The sequence below is a fragment of the Micromonospora sp. LZ37 genome (assembly GCF_059359015.1).
The window spans coordinates 253,835-274,636 of record NZ_JCADBL010000007.1 but is presented as its reverse complement, the minus strand read 5'-3'; the positions used below and the strand labels follow the sequence as shown (position 1 = coordinate 274,636).

Below are 20,802 nucleotides of genomic sequence, written 5' to 3'. Positions count from 1 at the left end.
GGAGGCACGCCATGCCCACGGACGCCGTGGCGCCGGGCCGCCTCCGGTACCGGTTGACGGTGGCGTTCGTGCTGGTGGCCGGGGTGTCCGCCGGGGCGCTCGCCAGCGGGTCGTACCTGCTGCTGCGGCAGGCCCGGCTCGACGGCTCGGTGCAGCGGGCCGCCGCCGACGCCCGCTACCAGCTGGTCCTGGCCGGGCAGTTCGTGCCGCTGACCGACGCCCGCCGGGCGGAGCTGCTGGCCAGCTTCGAGGGCAGCGGCCGGCACGTGCTGCTGGTAGCCGGGGAGACCGAGGCGTCCAACCCGGCGTACGCCCCGACGCCCGGCCGTACCCTGCGCGCTGCCGTCGCCGACGGTCAGCTCGGCTACGAACGCTCCCGCGCCGGCCGGCACCTGCTCGTCGTCGGCGGGCGGATCCCCGGCTCCACCGCCGAGCTGTACGCGGTCACCGACGAGACCGACCTGGTCGAGGGCCTGACCCAGCTGCGCACCGCGCTGGCGCTCGGCTGGGTGGCGGTGGTGGCGCTGGCCGCCGGGGTCGGGCACACCCTGGCCCGGCGCACCCTGGAACCGGTGGGGCGGGCCAGCCGGGCGGCCCGGGCGGTCGCCGAGGGGCTGCTCGCCACCCGGCTGCCGGTGCGCGGGCGGGACGAGTTCAGCGACTGGGCGGCCGCCTTCAACGAGATGGCCCAGGCGTTGCAGACGAAGATCGACGACCTGTCCCGCGCCGAGGCACGGGAGCGGCGGTTCACCGCCGACGTCGCGCACGAGCTGCGTACCCCGGTCACCGCCCTGGTGGCCGCGGCCTCGCTGCTCGGCGACGAGTTGGACACGCTGCCGCCCGGCGCCCGGCGCACCGCCGAGCTGCTGGTCGCCGATGTGACCCGGCTCCGGACCCTGGTCGAGGAGCTGATCGAGATCTCCCGACTGGACGCCGGCCGGGAAGCGGTGGTGCTCGCGCCGGTCGACGCCGGCGCCCTGCTGGGCGAGGTGGTCGCCGCGCACGGCTGGACCGGCCGGGTCCGGGTCACGGGCGACGGGATGACCGTGCGCACCGATCGGCGCCGGCTGGAACGGGTGCTGGCCAACCTGGTCGGCAATGCGGTCGCGCACGGGGCGGGCGAGCTGCGGGCCGGCGTCACGGCCGCCGGCGCGCGGCTGGTCTACGAGGTCAGCGATCAGGGGCCGGGGATCGCCGCCGCGCACCTGCCGCATGTGTTCGAACGCTTCTACAAGGCCGACCCGGCCCGCTCGGGTCCTGGCAGCGGGCTCGGCCTGGCCATCGCCCGGGAGAACGCCCGGCTGCTCGGCGCCCAGCTCACCGTCAGCAGCACGGCGGGCGTGGGGACGACGTTCCGCCTGGTGCTGCCCGTGACGCCGGACGGGCCCGAGGTGCCGGACGGTGAGCCGTGAACCGCCTGCCGCTCCTGCTCGCCGCGCTCGTCCTGCTCCTGGCCGGCTGCGGCGACGACCGCTCGGGCACCCTCGGCCCGGCGCCGACCGCCGCGTCCCCGACCACCGCGGCGCCCACCCCGTCGACCCGCCCGGTCAGCCCGGCCGCCCCGACGCCGGCGGCCACCGTGGGCCCGCCGTCCGCGTCGCGGGCACCCACGCCCGGTGTGACGCCGCGGCCCACCGGCACGCCGGCGACGACCACCGTCCAGCTCTGGTTCGTCCGCGACGGCACGTTGGCGCCGACCCGGCGTACCCGGGCCGCCACCGTCGCCACCTCCCGCCTGGCGCTGACCGAGCTGGCCGCCGGACCCACCCGGGCGGAGGCCCGCACCGGGATGGGCAACCTGGTTCCCGGCCCGGTCGAGGTGACCCGGATCGCCGGCGGCACCGCGACCGTCGTCCCGCCGCCGGCCTTCGCCGCCGGCGACGAGCGGACGCTGCGGCTGCGCCGCGCCCAGGTGGTCTGGACCCTCACCCAGTTCCCCGCCGTACGCCGGGTCGCCTTCGCCGGTGGCCCCGTCGAGCTGGTGCTCACCCGGGCCGACCTGGACGACCTGCTCGCGCCGATCGTGGTCACCGAGCCGGTGGTGGGGCAACGGGTCACCCGGCCGGTCACCGTCGCCGGGACCGCGAACGTCTACGAGGCGACCGTCTCGATCCGGGTGCTCGACGCGAGCGGCCGGGTGGTCGGCACCGGCTTCACCACCGCCAGCTGCGGCACCGGCTGCCGGGGCGACTACCGCGCCACCGTCACCTACCGGCTGCCCACCGCCGGCGCCGGCACCGTCGAGGTGTACGAGGTCTCACCGCAGGACGGGTCGCGTGCCCACGTGGTGACGATTCCGGTTCGGCTCGCCGCCACCGGCTGAGACCTCAGCGGTACGAAACGTTCTCGTTTCGTCCAGCCGTTGCGATGGACGTCATAAAACGCTGCTGTGGCTGGGCACCGCAACTAGTATCGGTACGACATCGTTTCGTTGGAGGAGTTCATGGCCGTGGGGACGGACCCGGACCCGACCGGTCCCCCGGTCGGCGGGGAGCGCCATCCCGAGCTGCTGGAGATCGTGATCCAGCTGCTCCGCCAGGTCGGCTACGACCGGATGACCATCGACGCGGTGGCCGCCCGGGCCCGGGTCAGCAAGGCCACCATCTACCGGCACTGGCCCGGCAAGGCGGAGCTGGTGGCCGCCGCCCTGCGGCACCGGCAGGTCGCGGTGCAGGTCCCGGCCGACACCGGCTCGCTCCGCGGCGACCTGCTGGAGCTGCTGCGCACCACCGCCGCCATCTGCACTGCCGACAGCGACCTCATGCAGGCGCTCACCCTGGCCATGCGGACCAGCCCCGAACTGGCCCACCTGATCCGGCAGCAGGTGATGCCGGGCGGCCGGGTCGCCAGCGTCGCCATCGTGGTCCGCGCCGCCGCCCGCGGCGAGATCCCCGCCGAGGCCGGCGAGCGGGACCTCTTCCACGACCTCGCCCCGGCGATGGTGATGTCCCGGATCCTCGCGCACGGGCTGCCGGCCGACGACACCTTCCTCACCCAGCTCGTCGACCAGGTGCTCATCCCCGTGCTCCGCCACCGCTCCGCCTGAACCCGACCGCGTTCCGCAACGCAGGCTCTCGCATCCACGGAAGGCCCACCATGCCCAGTACGACCTCGACCGCGCCCGGCGCGCCCAGCGCTGGGACGTCGACCGCACTCCACCCACGCCGGTGGCTGGCCCTCGCGGTCCTCGCGCTCTCCCAGCTGATGGTCGTCCTCGACGCCACCATCGTGAACATCGCCCTGCCGAAGGCCCAGGCCGACCTGGGCATCTCCGACGCCGACCGGCAGTGGGTGGTCACCGCCTACACCCTCACCTTCGGCGGCCTGCTCCTGCTCGGCGGCCGGATCGCCGACTACTGGGGACGCAAGCGGACCTTCCTCGTCGGCATGGTCGGCTTCGCCCTCGCCTCCGCCATCGGCGGTCTCGCCACCACCGGCGGGCTGCTCTTCGCCGCCCGCGCCCTCCAGGGCGCCTTCGGCGCGCTGCTCGCCCCGGCCTCGCTGGCCCTGCTCACGGTGCTCTTCACCGAGGCGACCGAGCGCGCCAAGGCGTTCGCCGTCTACGGTGCCATCGCCGGCGGCGGCTCCGCCGTCGGCCTCGTCCTCGGCGGGGTGCTGACCGAGTACGCCGACTGGCGCTGGTGCCTGCTGGTCAACATCCCGATCGCCGCCGTCGCCCTGTTCGCCGCCATCCCACTGGTGCCGGAGAGCCGCGCCCACGGCGACACCCGCTACGACGTGCCCGGCGCCGTCGTGGTCACCGCCGGCCTGGTCTCCCTGGTGTACGGCTTCACCAAGGCCGCCGAGGACGGCTGGGACGCCACCGCCACCATCGCGTTCATCGCCGCCGGTGTCGTGCTGCTCGCCGCCTTCGTCGTCATCGAGCTGCGCTCCTCCCACCCGCTGCTGCCGCTGCGCATCCTGCTGGACCGCAACCGGGGCGGCGCGTACCTCGCCTCGACGCTGGTCGGCGCGGGCCTGTTCGGCGCGTTCCTCTTTCTCACCTTCTACTTCCAGCAGGCGTTGCAGTACACCCCGCTGGAGGCCGGTCTCGCCTCGCTGCCCGTGACCGCCGGCGTGCTGGTCAGCGCCGGTGTCGCCAGCCAGCTGCTGCCCCGCGTCGGGGCCAAGCCGCTGATGGTGGCCGGCGCGGTGCTCGCCGCCGCCGGCATGCTCACGCTGACCCAGATCGACCTGGACACCTCCTTCGTGTCGCACCTGCTGCCCGCGCAGGTCGTCCTGGGCCTGGGCCTCGGCTTCACCTTCGTGCCGCTGTCCAGCCTCGCCCTGGTCGGGGTGCCCGAGCACGACGCCGGTGCGGCCAGCGCCACCCTCAACGCCACCCAGCAGATCGGTGGCTCGCTCGGCACCGCGCTGCTGAACACCTTCTTCACCAGCTCGGTCGCCGCGTACCTGGCCACCCGGATCCCCGACCCGGCCACCCAGGCCCAGGCGGCGATCCACGGCTACACCGTCGCCTTCGCCTGGGGCGCCGGGCTGATCCTGCTCGCCGGCCTGGCCACCCTCCTGCTGATCAAGGTGCGCAAGGAGGACCTCGCCACCGGCGGGGCCGTACACATGGGCTGAGTCCCGCACGCACGACGGCCGCCGGTCACCCGTGGGGGGTGGCCGGCGGCCGTCGTCGTGTCGGCCTCGTACGGAGCGGGACCAGTTGCCCTCGGTGACGAGCGCCGCCACGGCCTGGGTGATCCGGCCGACCACGGGGTCTCCGGTCACCTGTCGCAGCTCCACCTGCCCGGGCCGGCGACGCTCTCTCCGCTGAGCCACCGGCGCGGACGACCGGCGCCCACCCCCCAGGGGCGCCGGTCGCTTCAACCCTTCACGCAGACCACCTGCTTGAGGTGCGCCACCACCTCCACCAGGTCGTCCTGCTGCGCCATCACCTCGGTGATGTCCTTGTACGCGCCGGGGATCTCGTCGACCACCCCGGCGTCCTTGCGGCACTCCACCCCGGCGGTCTGCCGGGCCAGGTCGGCCGTGGTGTACGTCCGCTTCGCCTGCCCCCGCGACATCCGCCGCCCCGCGCCGTGCGACGCCGAGCAGTACGCGTCGGGGTTGCCCCTGCCGCGCACGATGTACGAGCCGGTGCCCATCGACCCCGGGATGATGCCCAGGTCCCCCCGACCGGCCCGGATCGCGCCCTTGCGGGTCACCAGCACGTCCACCCCGTCGTAGCTCTCCTCCGCCACGTAGTTGTGGTGGCAGCTGATTGGCTCCCCGTACGCGACCTGCGGGAACTGCTCGCGGACAACGCCGCAGAGCAGGGCCAGCATGACCGCCCGGTTGCGCCGCGCGTACTCCTGCGCCCACCACAGGTCCCGGCGGTAGGCGTCCATCTCCGGGGTGCCGGCGAGGAACACCGCCAGATCGCGGTCGGGCAGGTCGGCGTTGTGCGGCAGGCGCCGGGCCACCCCGATGTGCCGCTCGGCGAGTTCCTTGCCGATGTTGCGGGAACCGGAGTGCAGCATCAGCCAGACCTGCCCGGCGTCCGGGCCGTCCTGCTCGACACAGACCTCGATGAAGTGGTTGCCGCCGCCGAGGGTGCCCATCTGGTGCCGGGCCCGGCTCTCCAACTGCGCCACCCTGCGGTCCAGCTCGCCGAACCGCTGCCAGAAGTCGGCCCAGCCGGCCTGCTCCAGGCCCCGGATCCGGCGCGGGTCGACCGGGTCGTCGCGCTTGGCGAAGCCAACCGGGACGACCGCCTCGATCGCCGAGCGCAGGGGCGCCAGGTCGTCGGGGAGGTGGGCCGCGGTGAGCGAGGTACGCACCGCGGACATGCCGCAGCCGATGTCCACGCCGACCGCGGCCGGCGAGACCGCCTGCCGCATCGCGATCACCGAACCGACCGTGGCGCCCTTGCCGAAGTGCACGTCCGGCATCACGGCGACGCCCTGCACCCAGGGCAGCGCGCCGATGTTGCGCAGCTGCTGCGCGGCCTGCGGCTCGATGCCGTACGGGTCGGTCCAGACCCGTACCGGCGCCCGGGTGCCCGGCAGCGGGGTGAATGCCATCGTCTTCTCCTGGTGTCGTGGGATGCCGCCCCGGGCCGGGGCGGCGGAAGGCTCGTGGACCGCCCGGGAATCGAACCCGGCGGGAGTGGCGTGCAAGGCCTCTCTGCGCCCCAGCGCGCAGCCCGTGCCTGTGGGATGAAGGTGTTCCGAGCGGCTGGCCGGATTCGAACCGGCGATCTTCGCCTTGGCGAGGCGACGCGCTACCCCTGCGCCACAACCGCGTGTCGTCACTGCGTAGGCCGTACGGGGCTCGAACCCGTAACCGCCCGGCTGAGAACCGGGTGAGCTGCCAGCTTGCTCCAACGGCCCGTGCGCGAGGTGGTGGTGCCACCCCGCGTCGTACCCCCGGCCGGCGCGCTGTCGACGCCGGCCGGGGTTCGTATCATCCACTGTGGAATTGAAAAGGAGCGACGTCGCCGGCGGTGCCGGGACAGCGGGCAGGGGTGACAGGACTCGAACCTGCAACCGTCGGGTTTGGAATCCGGTGCTCTTCCGGTTGAGCTACACCCCTCGGACGGGTACCGGGTGACGAAAAAGCCGCCCGGTCCCCGGTGGGGTGGGCGGCTGCGCGTACTGCGCTGGCGCTATCCGCGCCGCCACCCTCGTCGCCGGCCGCACCAACCCTGAGGCTGGGCCAGGGCTCGTTCGCCGGCCGACAGCATGGCACCACCGCGCGGCGCGGGCCGCGTGGTCTCGGTGCTGGTGTGCTGCTGCACGGCGGGCTCCCCGGTCAGATCGGCGTGACGTTGCCGTTGAAGGTAGGCGAGGTTCCCGGGGTCCGCAACGGATAATCCGAGGACTTGTCGGCGGTGCCCCGTTCGTGGTGCCGGCCTGACGGGCGCGCCCGCTTCCTCGCCCGGCGGAAGGGTGGCGGGAGCGGGCTCCGGTGGGCGGCTCGCGCTCAGTCGGCGTGGTCGGCGGACTCGGCGGGCACCGCGGCCTGCCGGGCGGGCTCGGTCGAGGAGGCACCCTCCAGCCGCGGGCGCAGAAAGTCGGACTGGGCCAGGAACGACGCGACGCGCCGCGCCGACCGGTGTCGGGCGCGCCGCGTCGCGTCAGGTCGCGCGGCTCAGCAAGCGCCGCCGCCGGACCGCTACGGCAGGTCGTCCAGGTGGAGCCGGTACCAGCCGGCCTCGTCGAGCGCGTGCAGCACCGGACCCCGGCCGACGACCCGGGCGCGGCTCGGGAGGGCACCACCGTCGGGCAGGGCCAGCCGGTACTCCCCGACCCGGCGGACCCGGCCGCCAACGAGCTCACCGACGATGAGGCGGTCCTCGGCGCCGTAGCCGCCGAGGAACGCCACCCGGGAGCCGTCGGTCACCAACGCCCGGGCCCCTTCCGCGACGTCGTTGCGCCAGCCGGTGAGCTCGTCCTCCCGCACGCGGACCAGCGGAAATCCGGTGTAGTAGCAGGTCCACACGGCGTCATCGGCGACGTTGAGCGCATAGCAGTCGTCGATGGCGCCCCAGAGGTTGTCCACGTGCGACGGATAGTGCCACTGCGGCTCGAAGTCAGCCGAGAAGCGCACCAGGCCCCGCGAGCCGACCGGCGGCGGACCATCCGGCCCGCCCCAGCCGAAGTTCCCGTAGACCCCCTCGTCGAAGTAGCCCACCCAGACCTGACCGTCCCGGGTGGTGGCGACATGCTCGATGCCGTCCCCCAGGATGTGCGCGGCCACCGGCCGCCCGTCGCTGTCGTAGACGACGGCGTTGCGGTCCGGTCCGTCCGGCCGCCACCGCGCCCGGGCACCCACCAGCAGGATCCGGCCGCCGGGCAGCGGCTGCAGCTCCGGAAAGGTTACGTCCAGCTCGGTGAGGTGGACGACCGCGACCGTCTCCGGGGCGTGCACGGTCACCCGGGCGGTCACCGGTCGGGGCGGCCGCGGGTCGGGAAAGATCGCCCAGCCGGCCTGCGCGGTCTGCGCGGTCAGCGCCGCCAGGTCGTCCGGCGTCGCCCAGAGCACGAGCGCCGCACCGTCCGGCCCGACCGACGCCGAGACCAGCACGTCGCCGCCGTGTGCGGCGGCGAGCACCGCGTGCGGACGCAGGCGTACGGCGGGGAGGTCCGCCGCCCGCCCACGGGCGGGCCCGGCCGGCGCGGGACGGTCCTGAGGTTCAGTCATCCGGACACCTCAGCACGGGGCAGCCCACCTGACCACCGGGTTTCCCGGCCGATGTTGCATCGGTGCCGCAGCGGGTACGCCGCGGCGATGAGCCGGGACGACGTGAACGTCGACGAGCCGCTCGCCGTCGACGTACCTCCGGCGCCGCACGACGCCAGCGGCGAGCGGGTGCCGATCCGCGACCTGGCCGGGCTGGCCCCGCCGCCCCGGCCCGCGCGGCGCTGGACCCCGCGCCGGGTGGTGGCCACCCCGGCGGCGCTGGAGCACCCGCACGGCCGGCGGATCGCCGCCCGGGTGGAGGCGCTCGGCATCGAGGTCGAGCGGCTGCGCGCCAACCGGCTCACCGGGCTGCGCGGCGAGACCGAGCGGGAGACGTACGCCCGGGCGAAGTCGACCATGGCGATCGTGGTGAGTCCGCCGTCGCGGCGGAAGCTGCAACCGATCGCGCCCAGCGCGGACTGGCGGGTCGACCTGGCGGAGGGGTGCCCGGCGCACTGCCAGTACTGCTACCTGGCCGGTTCGCTCTCCGGCCCACCCGTGACCCGGGTCTACGCCGACCTGGACGACATCCTCGCCGGGCTGGCCGACTACGCCGGTCGCGGCACGGTGACCAGTCGCAGCGCCGCCCGCGCCGACGAGGGCACCACCTTCGAGGCCTCCTGCTACACCGATCCCCTGGCGCTGGAGCACCTCACCGGCAGCTGGCGCCGGGCGGTGGAGCACTTCGCCGCCTGGGACGCCCCGGTGCAGCTGCGCTGGACCACCAAGTTCGACGACGTGGGTGGCTTCGTCGGCCTGCCGCACGCCGGGCGTACCCGGGTCCGGTTCAGCGTGAACTGCCTGCCGGTGAGCACCCGGCTGGAGGGGGGCACCAGCCCGGTGCCGGCCCGGCTGGCCGCGCTGCGCCGGCTCGCGCTCGACGGCTATCCGGTCGGGTTGACCATCGCGCCGATCATCGCGCTGCCGGACTGGCGGGACCACTACGGGCAGCTGCTGGGCATGGTCGCCGACGCGGTGGCCGGAGTGCCGGGGCTGGACCTCACCGCCGAGCTGATCACGCACCGGTTCACCCCGGGCAGCAAGGAGGTGCTGCTCGGCTGGTACCCACGCACCCGGCTGGAGATGGACGAGTCGTCACGCAGTCGCAAGCACGGCAAGTTCGGCGCGGTGAAGTACGTCTACCCGCGCGAGCTGATGGCCGAGCTGCGGTCGTGGTTCACCGCGGAACTGGCCGCCCGGGTGCCGTCCTGCCGGGTCCTCTACTGGACCTGACCCACCGCGGACGGATCATCAGGTCCGCGTCACCGTCGGCCACCCGCACGCCACCGCCGGAGCCGGTACGGTCTACAGACCATGGCTCTGGTCCGCTGCGACTTCTTCTCCGAGGCGCTCGGCCTCAACACCTCGATGACGGTGCTCCTGCCGCAGCGCGCCCCGTCCCAGATCGGCCTCGCCGGTGGCGCGGGCGACGACGCGCCGCCCGTGCTCTACCTGCTGCACGGCCTCACCGACGACGAGACCATCTGGCTGCGGCGCACCTCGATCGAGCGGTACGTGGCACCGCTGGGCCTGGCCGTGGTGATGCCCCGCGCCGAGCGGAGCTTCTACGCCGACGAGGCGCACGGCAACCGGTACTGGACCTTCCTCAGCACCGAGTTGCCCGAGCTGTGCCACTCGTTCTTCCGGCTCTCCGCCCGTCGGGAGGACACCTTCGTCGCCGGCCTGTCGATGGGTGGCTACGGCGCGGTGAAGTGGGCGCTGCGCGAACCCGGCCGGTTCGCCGCCGCCGCCAGCCTCTCCGGGGCGCTGAACGTCACCCACCGACGCGACCACCCGACCAGCCCGGTCGACCCGACCGTCTGGCACACCGTCTGGGGCGACCGCCCGGCCACCGACACCGACGACGACACCGTCGCGCTGGTCGGCCGGGCCGGCCCGGACGCCCCCGCGCTCTACGTCGCCTGCGGCACCGAGGACTTCCTGTACGACGACAACCAGCGCTTCGTCGACGCCGCCCGGGGACGGGGGGTGCCGGTCACCGTGGACTTCTCCCCCGGCGCGCACGACTGGGCGTACTGGGACGCGAAGATCCAGGACGTGCTGGCCTGGCTGCCGCTGCGCGCCGGCGGCGCCGACGCCCCCCGCTGAACACGCCGTCCACGGGGCGTGGACCTCCGGGCGCCGGACCGCGCGGCGCTCAGACGCCGACGGCGCCGTCGACGCCTTCCCGCAGGAAGTCGGCGTGGCCGTTGTGCCGGGCGTACTCGTGCATCATGTGCAGCATCACCAGGCGCAGCGAGACGTCCTCGCCCCAGCGTGCGTTGTGGCCGGTGACGTCGAGCGACTCGGCCTCCCGCTCGATCCGGCGGGAGTGCTCCACCTCGCGCTGCCAGACCTCGAACGCCTCCGCGCCGGTCGAGCCGCCCGGGTCGTACGCCTCCTGGAAGTCGCCGGTCTCCGACCAGATCAGCGGGACGTCCTCGCCGTCGATGACCCGCCGGAACCAGGTCCGCTCCACCTCGGCCAGGTGCCGCAGCAGGCCGAGCAGGGTCAGCGTGGACGGTGGCATGGAGCGCCGCCGCAGCTCGTCGTCGTCCAGTCCGGCGCACTTCATGGCGAGGGTGGCCCGGTGGAAGTCGAGGAAGGCGCGCAGGGTCTCCCGCTCCCCCGCGCGCAGCGGCGGTCCGATCCGTTCAACGTCCATGGTGGTCCTTCCCCCGCTGAGCCTCGCCGTCGACGGGGAGCCTAGACGGGACCACCGTGCGGCCGGCCGCGAGGGACGCCACGGCCCGGGGAGGTGCCTACCGGCCGCGCGCGGCGGAGGCACGGTCGACGAAGAGCCCCTCCGGCGTCACCGGTCTCGACGTGGCCGGGACGGGCCGGCGGTCCGGCGACGGCGGACGAGCAGCGCGGCGACCGCCACGGCGGCGATCCCGGCGCCGGCCACGGCGAGCCCGGCGGCGAGCAGTGGGCCGGGACGGGCCGAGCGGTGCTGAGCGTCCCGCAGCCCCGGCCCCGCGGCGGCGGCCAGCGCGGGCGCGGTGCCGGCCGCCGACGCGGGCGCGGCGTCCAGCTCGCCGGGGCGCACCAGCCGGCCCACGGACGCGTCCCGGGGCAGGCGGAAACCCCAGTCCAGCAGGGCCGCGCCCTGCTGCCAGCCGCGCCGCTCGTCGACGATTTCGGCGCCGAGCAGGGTGACCACCAACCGGCGGCCGCCACGCTCGGCCGCACCGACGTACGTGTGGCGGGCCAGGTCGGTGAAGCCGGTCTTGCCGCCCAGCGCCCCGGGATAGCGGTAGAGCAGCTGGTTGTCGTTCTGGATCTGGTATCCCTTCTTGCGCTGCGCCGGTTGGGCCGGGACCATCGCGGTCAGGGTGGCGTCGTAGCGGCGGAACATCGGGTTGGCGAAGCAGGCCCGGGCGATCAGCGCCAGGTCGTAGGCGCTGGTGAACTGGCCCGGCCCGTCCAGCCCGGAGGGGGTCACCGCGTGGGTCTGCAGCGCGCCGAGGCGGCGGGCCTCCTCGTTCATCGCCCGGACGCCGCCGGCCTGGCCGTCGGGTCCGCCACCCAGTCGGGCGAGGGTGTTCGCGGCGTCGTTGCCCGACTGGAGCAGCAGTCCCAGCCAGATCGTCGCGATCGGGTACCGGCCGCCCTCGGCCAGGCCGACGGCGGAGCTGCCCGGCTCGATGTCGACGTCCTCCGCCGTCACGGTGACGACCCGCGTCGGGTCGAGTTTCGGCAGGACGGCCGCGGCGAGCAGCAGCTTCTGCACGCTGGCCGGGGTGGCGTACTCGTGCGGGCCGCAGCCGCCCAACACCGCGCCGGTGTCGAGGTCGGCGACCAACCAGGAGGTCGCCGGCACCGGGGGCGGGGTCGGGGCGTCGGCGGGGACCACCAGGCCGGCGGTGGCCAGGGCGGGCCCGCCGACGACGCGCTGCGCCGGGTCCGCCCGGGGTGGCGCGGGTCGCGGCGGCCGGGACATCGACGGTACGGGCGCGCACGGCCCGGTCCGGACGGCGGGAGCGGCGACCGCGGCGACCGGTACGGCGGCCGGCGACAGCAGGACGGCGACGAGGGCGGCGGTGGTCAGGCCGTGGACTCTCACTCTGACGCACGGTAGCGAGGCCACCGGAGCCGCTCCGGCGATCCGGCGAATCGGCCCGCCGGGCCGGACGGGCCGCTATCCTGCCCGACCCGACGATCGCACCCCGGTGGCCCGCCCCGAGCTCAGCGGCCCCGGCTGGCGCGGCAGATCTCCACCGGCTGGGCCGGCGCGCCGTCGACCGGCGCCGGGTCCTCCGGGGTGGCCGCGATCCCGCCGGCGGCGATCCGGTCGAGGGTGGCCAGGCCCGCCTCGTCGACGCTGCCGAAGACGGTGTAGTTGGGGCGCAGCGCCGAGTCGGCCTGGACCAGGAAGAACTGGCTGCCGTTGGTGTCCGGACCGGCGTTGGCCATGGCGAGGGTGCCCCGGGCGTACAGCCGGCGGACGCCGGTCGGGTCGGTCGGCGCCGGCGGCAGGTCGGTGGGAAGTTCGTCGGCGTACCGGTAGCCGGGGCCACCCTCGCCGGTGCCGGACGGGTCGCCGCACTGGAGCACCTTCAGCGTGGGGTACGCGGTCAGCCGGTGGCAGGGCGTCCGGTCGTAGAACCGGTGCCGGGCGAGGTGCAGGAAGCTCTGCACGGTGCAGGGGGCCTGCTCCCGGTCCAATGTCAGCCCGATGGGGCCCTGGTTGGTGCGCAGGGTGACCCGGACGGTGCCCCGGTCGGGCGTGCGCCGGGGATCGGGGGGCAGCGGCACCGGCCGGGCGGCCGGCTCGTCCGGGGTCTGCGTGTACGCGCAGGGCCCCTTGGTGCTCCGGGGCGGCGCGGACGGGTCGGTGCCCGGGGCGGCGACGGCGGCGGTGCCGCCGACGGCGACCAGCGTCGCCGACACCAGCGCCACACCGGCGAGGCGGTACGGCATGGTGGCGGCGCGGGGTGGCTGCGGGTTGGCGTGCGGTCGGGGTTCGCTCGACACGTGGGATCCTCCTGGACTCGTGGCACCAGAACGACCGGAGTCTATGGAAGCGGCGGGCGGTTGTCGACGCGGATCAATTCCTCGCGCGGCGGGTCCGGCGGGTCCGCCGTCGCCGGCCGACCGCCAGCAGCGCGGCGAGCAGGCCGACCAGCCCGGCCGAACCGCCCACCACCGCCCCGCCCAGCCACTGCGGCGCGCCGCCGGCCGGGGAGGCGGCGGCGCCCGGGACGGCGGTGGGCGGCGCTGGCGGGCCCGACGCGGGAGCCCGGTCGGCGTCGACCTCCCCCGGCTCGACCAGCCGGCCCACCGAGGCGTCCCGGGGCAGCGCGAAGCCCCAGTCGAGCAGCCGCGCGCCCTGCTCCCACGCCCGCACCGGGCGTGCCTCCGCGCCGAGCAGGGTGACCACCAGGCGGCGGCCGCCACGCTCGGCGGCGCCCACGTAGGTGTGCCGGGCCAGGTCGGTGAAGCCGGTCTTGCCGCCGAGCGCCCCCGGGTACCGGTAGATCAACGGGTTTTCGTTCTGGATCTGGAAACCGCCCTTGCGCAGGGCCGGCTGGGCCGGGATCCGGGTGCGCTCGGTCAGCGCGTACCGGCGGAAGGTGGGATCGGCGAAGCAGACCCGGGCGATCAACGCCAGGTCGTACGCGCTGGTGAACTGGCCGGGCCCGTCCAGCCCGGACGGGGTGACCGCGCGGGTCTGGAGAGCGCCCAGCCGGCGCGCCTGCGCGTTCATCTCCCGGACCCCGGCCGAGGCGCTGCCGGCGCCGACCCGCGCCAGCAGGTTCGCCGCGTCGTTGCCGGACTGGAGCAGCAGCCCCAGCCAGACGGTCTCCACGGCGTACCGCCCGCCGTCGAGCAGCCCGACCGCCGAGCTGCCCGGCTCGATGTCCAGGTCCGGCCGGGTCACCGTGACGACCTGCTTCGGGTCGAGCTTCGGCAGCATGGTGGCGGCCAGCAGCAGCTTCTGCACGCTGGCCGGGGTGGCGTACTCGTGCGGGCCGCAGCCGCCCAGCACCGCGCCGGTGTCGAGGTCGGCGACCAGCCACGAGGTCGCGGTGACCGGTGGTGGCACGGGCGCGCCGGGCGGCACCACCAGGCCCGGGGTGGCCAACGCCTCGCCGCCCACCGCGCGCTGCTCGGGCACCGACGGCGGCGGGGTCGGCCGGGGCGGCCGGGTCACCTTCGGCGCCGGGAGCTTGGGGCAGGGCACCGCCGCCGGCGGGGCGGCGGCGCTCGGAGCGGCGCTCGCCGGGACGGGCGTCCCGGTGGTGAGGAGTACGGCGGCGGTGGCGGCTGCCAGGACCCGGGCTCTCATGGAGAGGCACCCTACCGAGGCCGGATCCGCGACCGGCGCGGCGGCTCACCGGCCGGGCGACCCACGGCGGTCACCCGGTCAGCGGCGCCGTGGGGCCGGTCTGGTGAGAACGGACATGTCGCCTCCTGATCGTGTCGGGCGGTGATCTGCTCCGCCGCTGGCGGGCGTACTGCCGGGGGTGGTGGGGCCCTCAGGTGCCGGCGGGGGTGCGCGGGGCGCCGTGCTCGGCCGCGTCGGCACGGCGGGCGGCGAGCAGGCTCCAGAGGATCGAGCCGGCGAGGGTGGCGACGATGACGCCGAGGGTGAGCGGGATCGGCAGCTTGCCGACCGGGGTCTCGGAGAGGATCAGCTTGACCCCGGCGAAGGCGAGCAGCAGCGCCAGCCCGTAGTGCAGGTGGGTGAAGCGGCGCAGCAGTCCGGCCAGGCAGAAGTAGAGGCTGCGCAGGCCGAGCACGGCGAAGGCGTTGGCGGTCCAGACGATGAAGGTGCTGGTGGTGATGGCCAGGACCGCCGCCACGGAGTCGATGGCGAAGACCAGGTCGGTGGCCTCGACGGCGATCAGCACGACGAAGAGCAGAGTCGCCACCCGGCGGCCGTCGATCCGGGTGAAGAACCGGTTGCCGTGGTACGCGGGGTCGGTGGGGACCAGCCGGCGGACCAGCCGGACGACGGGGTTGCGCTCCGGGTGGACCTCCTCGTCGTGCCGGAAGGCCATCTTCCAGCCGGTCCAGATCAGAAAGACGCCGAACAGGTACGCCGTCCAGAAGAAGGTCGCCAGCAGTTCGGCGCCGACGAAGATGAAGACCAGCCGGAAGGCGAGCGCGCCGACCACGCCCCAGAAGAGCACCTTGTGCTGGTACGCGGCGGGCACCGCGAAGTAGCTGAAGACGAGAGCGAAGACGAAGACGTTGTCGATCGAGAGCGCCTTCTCGATGAGGTACCCGGCGTAGTAGGTCCCGGCCGCCTCGTCGCCCTGCCAGGCCCAGAGCAGCACGCCGAAGGCGAGGCCGGCGACGATCCAGATGCCGGACCAGATCGCCGCCTCGCGAAAGCCGATGACGTGGTCGTCGCGGTGCAGCAGCAGGTCCACGGCGAGCATGGCGGCGATGCCCACGGTCAACACGACCCAGGCCCACCACGGTACGGACAACGACGACATCGCGCTCCCTCCGACCGGGCCGGCGCGGCGCGCCGGCGTACGGGTCGAAGGTCTCCCCGAACCGCCCGGTGTGCGGCGGCCCGCGCCGCCGGGGCCCGGTGGGCCCGTACTGACGGTGGCGCGTCCGGTGGCGGGTACTCCCCCTCGAACTACGATCCATTATTCACGAAGTGCAGTTCGCCCGTCCAGGGCTTGCCCGGAATTCCCCGAGCGTGGTGTCAGCGCAGGCGGCGCAGCCATCGGCGCTGCCACGGCGTCTCGACGGCCCGCGGGTGGTACCGCTCGCGTACCCACCGCACCGCGTCGGCCGCCGGGAGGCCGTCGAGGATCGCCAGGGCGGCCAGGGCGGTCCCGGTACGTCCGACCCCGCCTCGGCAGGCCACCTCGACCCGGGCCCCCGCGTGCGCCCGCCGCAACGCCTCGTCCAGGGCGTCCAGTGCGTCGGCACGGTCCACCGGCACCCAGAAGTCGGGCCACCGGATCCGCCGGTGCGGCCAGGACGGCGCCGGGCCGGGAGCCAGCAGCAGGGCGAAGTCGGCGGGTGAGGCGGGGTCACCGACCCGGCGGCCTCGCACCGTCGCGCCGCTGGGCAGTACGACCACGCCGGTCCGCTCCACCCAGTTCGTCATGCCGTGATTCTGCCGGTGTCCGGTGCACAAAAAGCGCCGCCCCCGGCCCTGTCGGGTCGGGGGCGGCGCCGGGGTGTCGGTGTGCAGGTCGCCTCTCGGCGAGTGGCACGACGCGGCTCCAGCCGAACGGTATTCCGCGAAGGCAATTTATAGGTGAGGCCCGGGGACACTGGACACACCGACACCTGACTCAACAGGCTACCCCCACCCCCTGTTCCACGCCCCGCAGTGACCGCCACCACCCCGCGCCCTGCGCCCGCCCCCGGTGCACCGCAACCTCAACCCCGACTGCTCCCTGTTCCGGAGCACCCGGGCCGGCGAGCAGACCGCAAATCCGGCCGCCGGCCGATGCGGGCCGGCTGCTGGCAGAGCGTGGCCTGATCGCCACGGGCAACCGAAGACGGCCGGGCGGCTGCGTCAGGTGAGAGCCACCAGCACGGCCTGGCCGGTCGCGGCTGCGGTGCGGTGAAGGCGGCTACTTCTTGTTGAGGTTGACGATCACACCCTGATCCGCGCACGCCGTCTGCAATCCCGACATGTGCGTCGACAGCGGCCCCATGAACGCCAACGCCCCCATCTCCTCACCCTCGTCCAGCGACGACACCTGCCATGCCACATCGATCAGCGCGGTGCCGTGCTCCCGGATGTCTTCGTGGCGGGAATCCTCGAACAGCTTCCGCGCCTCCCGGTACTCGGCCTCGGTCATCTTGTCGTCGTCGTTGGCCTCAGTGCTGCCGTCGATGTTCTTCCCGTCGCGCATGGCCTTGCAGGCGGCTACGCCGGTGTCTTCCTTGATGAATCGGTCCCAGACGGCGTACCCGCCGACGGCGAGGACGAGGACCGCGAAGACGGCCGCGGCGGCGACGATGACGGTGGTGCGGTTCTTCCCGGCCGGCGGCGGGCTGGTCGGGTCGCCGGCGGCGGGCAGCGGCTGCCCGTCCGTCCCCTGCCACTGCTGCGGCTGGGTGTGCGGCTGCTGCGGCCGGACGGTGTCGTTGGCGTCGCCGGGGTGCTGCGGGTGGGTCAAGACTGTCTCCTTGGTTGAGGTGTCGCCTGCTAGATGGTGCTGCTTGGGATGGCGGCAACCTGCGTACTGTCGGGTGGGCGACAGGATTGTGGCCGGTCAGGTGGTACGCCGCTGCTTGCCCTTCTCGGATGGCGGTGGCCTTCTTCAACCACTCGTCTCGGTTGAGGTGGCTGACTCGCGGGTCGGTGCGCGGGGGTGAGGCTGGGGCTGTTGCGGCCGGCGAGGAGTCCAGCGTCGGCGAGGTCCTGGGCGTTGTTCTCGGTCCGCCCGTCGCGCTCGAAGCTGCCGTTGACGTGCAGCCAGGGCCTCGTGGCGGAACCGCATCGAGGCACCAGTTGACCCCTGCGCTACTTCACCCTCGACGGAGTCGCCCGGGCCGACGTCGCTCGAATCCGGTGACGACCAGGCGGAAGACCTGCCGGGAACCGCCTTCCGGACCGGGATCGACGGCCTCAGCAGCGGCGAAACCCAGGCGCTCGTAAAAGACGCGTGCACCGCTGGTGACAGCGCCAGGGTGGTCGGCCCCGAAGGTGACCACCTCAACGGCGCCTGGGCCACGCACGAACCTGCGCATCGCCTCCGCCATCAACGCACGACCAACGCCCTTCCCCCGTGACTGCTCAGATACGACAAGCCAGTGAACGTGGTAGGTCGGGGCCTTCGCCGCGAACAACAGCCCACCCAGGAGACCCGGCCCCGAGGAAACGGCGGCGATCGCCGTGGACCGACGAATGTGTTTGCGCACAGCGTCATGGAAGCCGGGATCCTCGACCATTGGGCCGAACCAGCACTCGACCTGGGCCGCCAAGCCAAGGAAGCCATGGAGGTCGTGCTCTCCCGCAAGTCTGACGATCACCCGAGCAGTCTGACAGCACCGTGACGCGGCACTAGACGTTGGCGGGGTCTTCGCCCGGTGCGGGCAGGTAGCAGGCGCTGGCCAGAATCAGCCCGATGCCGTCTCTGTTCTTCGTACTGAAAAGGCTCATCGTCATGGCCGTTTCGCGATCACGCATCGAGACGGCGCCTCCCCCGTCGTCGAAGGTGCGGTCTTCGGTGATCTCGTAGCCGTTCTCTCGCCACATGTCTCGGATGCGGTGAAGGGTGGTGGCCTGTTCGGCCGGGGCGACTCCAGCGAGTCCGGCGAAACCAGTCAGCTTCCAGCGTCCGTCCTCGGCGATCTCACCACCCTTGCCTACACAGGGCGAGGTATTGGTGCGCCAGTCGTCCAAGGGGATTGCCACGGCGGTAGCGACGGCCTGAGCGCGAGACTCGGCGAGGGTTTTCACCTCGGAGACGGCCTTGGTCTGCAACGGGTCGTCCTTTCCTGACGGCGAGCCGGGTTCATTGCCGGTGCAAGCAGTGGCGAGGACAAGCACTGCGGTGAGTGCGGCAGTGCGCCGCCAGGACATCCGGTGCGGGAGGGTCATGGCCTCTTCCCCTGGTCGAGTACGGCTCTGTCGTAGACGCCGACGATGACCGCCGCCTGGGAGCGCAGCACCTGGCTTCCTTCGTCCCAGTATCCGCTGTGCCCGGAGGTGTCGACGTGCAGGACGTTGCCGCCGAACTCCGGGTTGTGCGGCGCGGGTCCGTGGATGCCGACGGCGCCTTCGGCCAGCCACCCGCCGACGACTGGCACGCCGGTGAGCCATCTGGCGTTGTCTTCCGGTCGGGCCACGAGAGTGTCGTCGGCTGCGGCGCCGGCCCACACATGCCGGGCGTCGAGGCTGAATTCGCCGACGTCGTCCACGCGCATGCCGGGGCTACCGACGGCGATCATGTCGTCGGCGGCGAGGCCGTCACCGGTGCTGGCCGCCTCCCCCAGTACGGTCGAGCCGTAGCTGTGCCCGACGACGGTCAGGTGGGAGGCAGTGCCGTCGTGGGAGGTGCGCAGCCCATCGACGAAGCCGTCGAGCGCGCGGGCGCCAGCTTCGGACTTGGCGCCGAAGGGTGCGGTGACGATGTCGGTGTCGACTGACGGGGTGTCGTAGCCGAGCCACGCCACGACCGCGACGCTCTCGGTGGGCGCAACCTGGAACGCAGCGTCCTGCAGGTCGTTGGCCCGGCCGATCAGACCGCGGATGCCGTCGAGTTCGGTGCCGACGCCCGGGACGAGCACCGCGGTGTGGGCGGCGGTGTCGGGGTTGCCGATGGCGACGGCCGCCTTCCCGTCGCCCATGGGGTCGACCGAGAGCAGGTACAGCCGTTTGTGAACCGGGCCGCTCTCCGCCCCTTCGAGCTTGTCGAGCAGCACCGTCGCGGTGGCGTGCTGCGGGTTGTCCTGGTCGCGGTGTTGGTTGACGTTGTCGCCGATGAAGGTGCGCAGCGCCAGTTGGTTGGCCGCGTCGCGGTCGGTGGCAGGCAGCCCGTCGAGAGCGCCGATGCGTTCCGGGTAGGCGGTGAGGTAGATCTGCCGCTCGTCGTCGGAGAGGCCACGCCACCAGGCGCGTGCGTCCGCGGGGTTGCCGCCCGGGGCCGGGATGTCGTCCACGCGGAGACCGAGCGCTGCGGCGGCGGCCCGGGCGCCGTCGTGGGCCTTGTTGTACTCCCACGCGTACTGCCCCGGCACGCTCGCCTTCAGCTCGGTCAATGCCCGGGCGATCCGGTGGTCGGTCTCGGTGGCCTCGGCGATGATCTTTGTCATGAGCTCGGTGTAGATGCCGGCGTTCTGCACGTCCCGGCGGTGGATGAGTTCCGCGTCCGGGTCGTTCCGGTGCGCTGCCGCTATCGGCGGGGTGGACACCCGGCCGGTGTCGTCGACGGCCAGGCCGACGGAGCGGGCGGCGCCGACGGCTGACTCCAACCGCCGCTGCAGATCCGCGAACTCCTCTGCCGCTTCCCGCAGTACGCTGGCGGCGCTGCGGGTCTGCAGGCTCGCGACCTCGAACTCGTCATCGAGATCGTCGAGTCGGCGCAACGCGGCGTCGGCGGCCGGTCCCTGCCAGCCCGAGCTGCGTAGCGGCCCGGTCAGGTCGGCGCCGCACCGCTCCTCCAGCTTCGCGCACGCTCGCGACAGATCCGTCCAGGCTTGCGCGGCATACCGGAGCGGGGCGAGGCGCGCCTCGCGTAGGTCGGCGTAGGTGACCACGGCGCGATCACCGTCCGCGGATGTCGAAGTGGGCGGCGCTGGCCTGGTCGCTGTAGCGGTAGTCCCCCGCGCAGCCGCGGAGAGCTTCGCCGATTTTCGACAGGTAGCCGGTCAGCTTGGTCAGATCGTCCGACCACGACCACCGGAGCTGCTCCAACGCCATCCCCGTCTGCCACCCGGGCAGGCCCGAGACAGCGGCCTGCGTCTCGTCTCCAATGTCGGCCCCGCTGCGTCGCAGGTCGTCGCGCAGGTCGTCACAGACACGCGACGCCTTCTCCAACACGTCTGGTTCGACACGAAGCTCCGTCACCGGCTGGCCTCCCCCGAGATCGATGCGAGCCTAGCGTAGTGACGCCATCGCGAAGCGCACCGAGAACGGTGCCGGGGCGGCCGTGGCGATGCAGCCACACCGCGGCG

19 protein-coding genes and 3 tRNA genes are annotated in these 20,802 nt (G+C 73.7%); 6 read left to right on the top strand and 16 right to left on the bottom strand.

Translation table 11 applies throughout. The features are described 5' to 3' along the window. The first annotated feature begins 11 nt into the window (after nucleotides 1-11). The 4 genes from AC5L3Z_RS17145 (at nucleotide 12) to AC5L3Z_RS17130 (ending at nucleotide 4,587) form a co-directional block, all read left to right on the top strand. Nucleotides 12-1,412 carry an ATP-binding protein gene (locus AC5L3Z_RS17145; protein ID WP_494843168.1) on the top strand — a complete coding sequence of 467 codons (1,401 nt, stop codon included), beginning with the start codon at nucleotides 12-14 and terminating at the stop codon, nucleotides 1,410-1,412. Then, complete coding sequence (locus tag AC5L3Z_RS17140; RefSeq protein WP_494843166.1) at nucleotides 1,409-2,323, top strand: Gmad2 immunoglobulin-like domain-containing protein; 915 nt, start codon at nucleotides 1,409-1,411, stop codon at nucleotides 2,321-2,323. The genes AC5L3Z_RS17145 and AC5L3Z_RS17140 overlap by 4 nt, the downstream gene beginning before the upstream one ends. A gap of 120 nt (nucleotides 2,324-2,443) precedes the next feature. Further along, the gene (locus AC5L3Z_RS17135; RefSeq protein WP_494843164.1) at nucleotides 2,444-3,046 is read left to right on the top strand and encodes a TetR/AcrR family transcriptional regulator; all 603 of its coding nucleotides are present in this window, start codon (nucleotides 2,444-2,446) and stop codon (nucleotides 3,044-3,046) included. 50 nt (nucleotides 3,047-3,096) lie between these two features. Beyond that, entirely contained in the window at nucleotides 3,097-4,587 is a 1,491-nt protein-coding gene (locus AC5L3Z_RS17130) for an MFS transporter (RefSeq protein WP_494843162.1), read from the top strand. A 245-nt stretch (nucleotides 4,588-4,832) separates the two neighbouring features. Here the strand turns inward: AC5L3Z_RS17130 and AC5L3Z_RS17125 are convergent, their stop codons facing one another. The 5 genes from AC5L3Z_RS17125 to AC5L3Z_RS17105 form a co-directional block, all read right to left on the bottom strand. Then, nucleotides 4,833-6,032 (bottom strand): RtcB family protein, encoded by a 1,200-nt coding sequence (locus tag AC5L3Z_RS17125; RefSeq protein WP_494843160.1) that lies wholly within the window; start codon nucleotides 6,030-6,032, stop codon nucleotides 4,833-4,835. A 149-nt stretch (nucleotides 6,033-6,181) separates the two neighbouring features. Next, a tRNA-Gly gene (locus tag AC5L3Z_RS17120) sits at nucleotides 6,182-6,253 on the bottom strand. Nucleotides 6,254-6,267: 14 nt separating this feature from the next. Then, nucleotides 6,268-6,341, bottom strand: a tRNA-Glu gene (locus AC5L3Z_RS17115). Nucleotides 6,342-6,470: 129 nt separating this feature from the next. Beyond that, a tRNA-Trp gene (locus tag AC5L3Z_RS17110) sits at nucleotides 6,471-6,543 on the bottom strand. Nucleotides 6,544-7,125: 582 nt separating this feature from the next. Continuing rightward, entirely contained in the window at nucleotides 7,126-8,154 is a 1,029-nt protein-coding gene (locus AC5L3Z_RS17105; protein WP_494843158.1) for a YxiH-YxzG fusion protein, read from the bottom strand. An 87-nt stretch (nucleotides 8,155-8,241) separates the two neighbouring features. Here AC5L3Z_RS17105 and AC5L3Z_RS17100 point away from each other — a divergent pair, with 87 nt between their 5' ends. Together AC5L3Z_RS17100 and AC5L3Z_RS17095 are read left to right on the top strand one after the other, a co-directional pair. Continuing rightward, nucleotides 8,242-9,426 (top strand): spore photoproduct lyase family protein, encoded by a 1,185-nt coding sequence (locus AC5L3Z_RS17100; protein WP_494843156.1) that lies wholly within the window; start codon nucleotides 8,242-8,244, stop codon nucleotides 9,424-9,426. Nucleotides 9,427-9,507: 81 nt separating this feature from the next. Continuing rightward, a complete protein-coding gene (locus AC5L3Z_RS17095) occupies nucleotides 9,508-10,302 on the top strand; it encodes an alpha/beta hydrolase (protein ID WP_494843154.1) in 795 nt (264 codons plus the stop codon). 49 nt (nucleotides 10,303-10,351) lie between these two features. Here AC5L3Z_RS17095 and AC5L3Z_RS17090 read toward each other — a convergent pair whose 3' ends face one another. The 11 genes from AC5L3Z_RS17090 to AC5L3Z_RS17040 form a co-directional block, all read right to left on the bottom strand. Beyond that, complete coding sequence (locus AC5L3Z_RS17090; protein ID WP_334530991.1) at nucleotides 10,352-10,858, bottom strand: DinB family protein; 507 nt, start codon at nucleotides 10,856-10,858, stop codon at nucleotides 10,352-10,354. Between the two features lie 147 nt (nucleotides 10,859-11,005). Continuing rightward, nucleotides 11,006-12,259 (bottom strand): D-alanyl-D-alanine carboxypeptidase family protein, encoded by a 1,254-nt coding sequence (locus tag AC5L3Z_RS17085; protein ID WP_494843152.1) that lies wholly within the window; start codon nucleotides 12,257-12,259, stop codon nucleotides 11,006-11,008. Between the two features lie 122 nt (nucleotides 12,260-12,381). Beyond that, a complete protein-coding gene (locus AC5L3Z_RS17080) occupies nucleotides 12,382-13,170 on the bottom strand; it encodes a peptidylprolyl isomerase (RefSeq protein WP_494843150.1) in 789 nt (262 codons plus the stop codon). 73 nt (nucleotides 13,171-13,243) lie between these two features. Beyond that, nucleotides 13,244-14,485, bottom strand: coding sequence for a D-alanyl-D-alanine carboxypeptidase family protein (locus tag AC5L3Z_RS17075; protein ID WP_494843148.1), 1,242 nt, complete (start codon nucleotides 14,483-14,485; stop codon nucleotides 13,244-13,246). Between the two features lie 190 nt (nucleotides 14,486-14,675). After that, a complete protein-coding gene (locus tag AC5L3Z_RS17070; protein WP_494843248.1) occupies nucleotides 14,676-15,635 on the bottom strand; it encodes a TerC family protein in 960 nt (319 codons plus the stop codon). Between the two features lie 227 nt (nucleotides 15,636-15,862). Further along, nucleotides 15,863-16,273, bottom strand: a complete 411-nt coding sequence (locus AC5L3Z_RS17065) for a protein-tyrosine phosphatase family protein (RefSeq protein WP_494843146.1) — start codon at nucleotides 16,271-16,273, stop codon at nucleotides 15,863-15,865. A gap of 475 nt (nucleotides 16,274-16,748) precedes the next feature. Further along, nucleotides 16,749-17,300, bottom strand: coding sequence for a hypothetical protein (locus tag AC5L3Z_RS17060; protein ID WP_494843144.1), 552 nt, complete (start codon nucleotides 17,298-17,300; stop codon nucleotides 16,749-16,751). 352 nt (nucleotides 17,301-17,652) lie between these two features. Next, a complete protein-coding gene (locus AC5L3Z_RS17055) occupies nucleotides 17,653-18,156 on the bottom strand; it encodes a GNAT family N-acetyltransferase (protein WP_494843142.1) in 504 nt (167 codons plus the stop codon). 31 nt (nucleotides 18,157-18,187) lie between these two features. Continuing rightward, on the bottom strand, nucleotides 18,188-18,727 hold the full coding sequence (locus tag AC5L3Z_RS17050) for a hypothetical protein (RefSeq protein WP_494843140.1): 540 nt from the start codon (nucleotides 18,725-18,727) through the stop codon (nucleotides 18,188-18,190). Next, a complete protein-coding gene (locus AC5L3Z_RS17045) occupies nucleotides 18,724-20,385 on the bottom strand; it encodes an alpha/beta hydrolase (RefSeq protein ID WP_494843138.1) in 1,662 nt (553 codons plus the stop codon). Before AC5L3Z_RS17045 ends, AC5L3Z_RS17050 begins: the two co-directional genes overlap by 4 nt. A gap of 7 nt (nucleotides 20,386-20,392) precedes the next feature. Next, nucleotides 20,393-20,695 carry a WXG100 family type VII secretion target gene (locus tag AC5L3Z_RS17040; RefSeq protein WP_494843136.1) on the bottom strand — a complete coding sequence of 101 codons (303 nt, stop codon included), beginning with the start codon at nucleotides 20,693-20,695 and terminating at the stop codon, nucleotides 20,393-20,395. Between the last annotated feature and the right edge of the window lie 107 nt (nucleotides 20,696-20,802).

Excerpts from the sequence above, each read along its gene's own strand:
- AC5L3Z_RS17145 (WP_494843168.1), top strand. The coding sequence starts at position 12 with ATGCCCACGGACGCCGTGGCGCCGGGCCGCCTCCGGTACCGGTTGACG.
- AC5L3Z_RS17135 (WP_494843164.1), top strand. The coding sequence starts at position 2,444 with ATGGCCGTGGGGACGGACCCGGACCCGACCGGTCCCCCGGTCGGCGGG.
- AC5L3Z_RS17130 (WP_494843162.1), top strand. The coding sequence starts at position 3,097 with ATGCCCAGTACGACCTCGACCGCGCCCGGCGCGCCCAGCGCTGGGACG.
- AC5L3Z_RS17125 (WP_494843160.1), bottom strand. The coding sequence starts at position 6,032 with ATGGCATTCACCCCGCTGCCGGGCACCCGGGCGCCGGTACGGGTCTGG.
- AC5L3Z_RS17105 (WP_494843158.1), bottom strand. The coding sequence starts at position 8,154 with ATGACTGAACCTCAGGACCGTCCCGCGCCGGCCGGGCCCGCCCGTGGG.
- AC5L3Z_RS17100 (WP_494843156.1), top strand. The coding sequence starts at position 8,242 with ATGAGCCGGGACGACGTGAACGTCGACGAGCCGCTCGCCGTCGACGTA.
- AC5L3Z_RS17095 (WP_494843154.1), top strand. The coding sequence starts at position 9,508 with ATGGCTCTGGTCCGCTGCGACTTCTTCTCCGAGGCGCTCGGCCTCAAC.
- AC5L3Z_RS17090 (WP_334530991.1), bottom strand. The coding sequence starts at position 10,858 with ATGGACGTTGAACGGATCGGACCGCCGCTGCGCGCGGGGGAGCGGGAG.
- AC5L3Z_RS17075 (WP_494843148.1), bottom strand. The coding sequence starts at position 14,485 with ATGAGAGCCCGGGTCCTGGCAGCCGCCACCGCCGCCGTACTCCTCACC.
- AC5L3Z_RS17065 (WP_494843146.1), bottom strand. The coding sequence starts at position 16,273 with ATGACGAACTGGGTGGAGCGGACCGGCGTGGTCGTACTGCCCAGCGGC.
- AC5L3Z_RS17050 (WP_494843140.1), bottom strand. The coding sequence starts at position 18,727 with ATGACCCTCCCGCACCGGATGTCCTGGCGGCGCACTGCCGCACTCACC.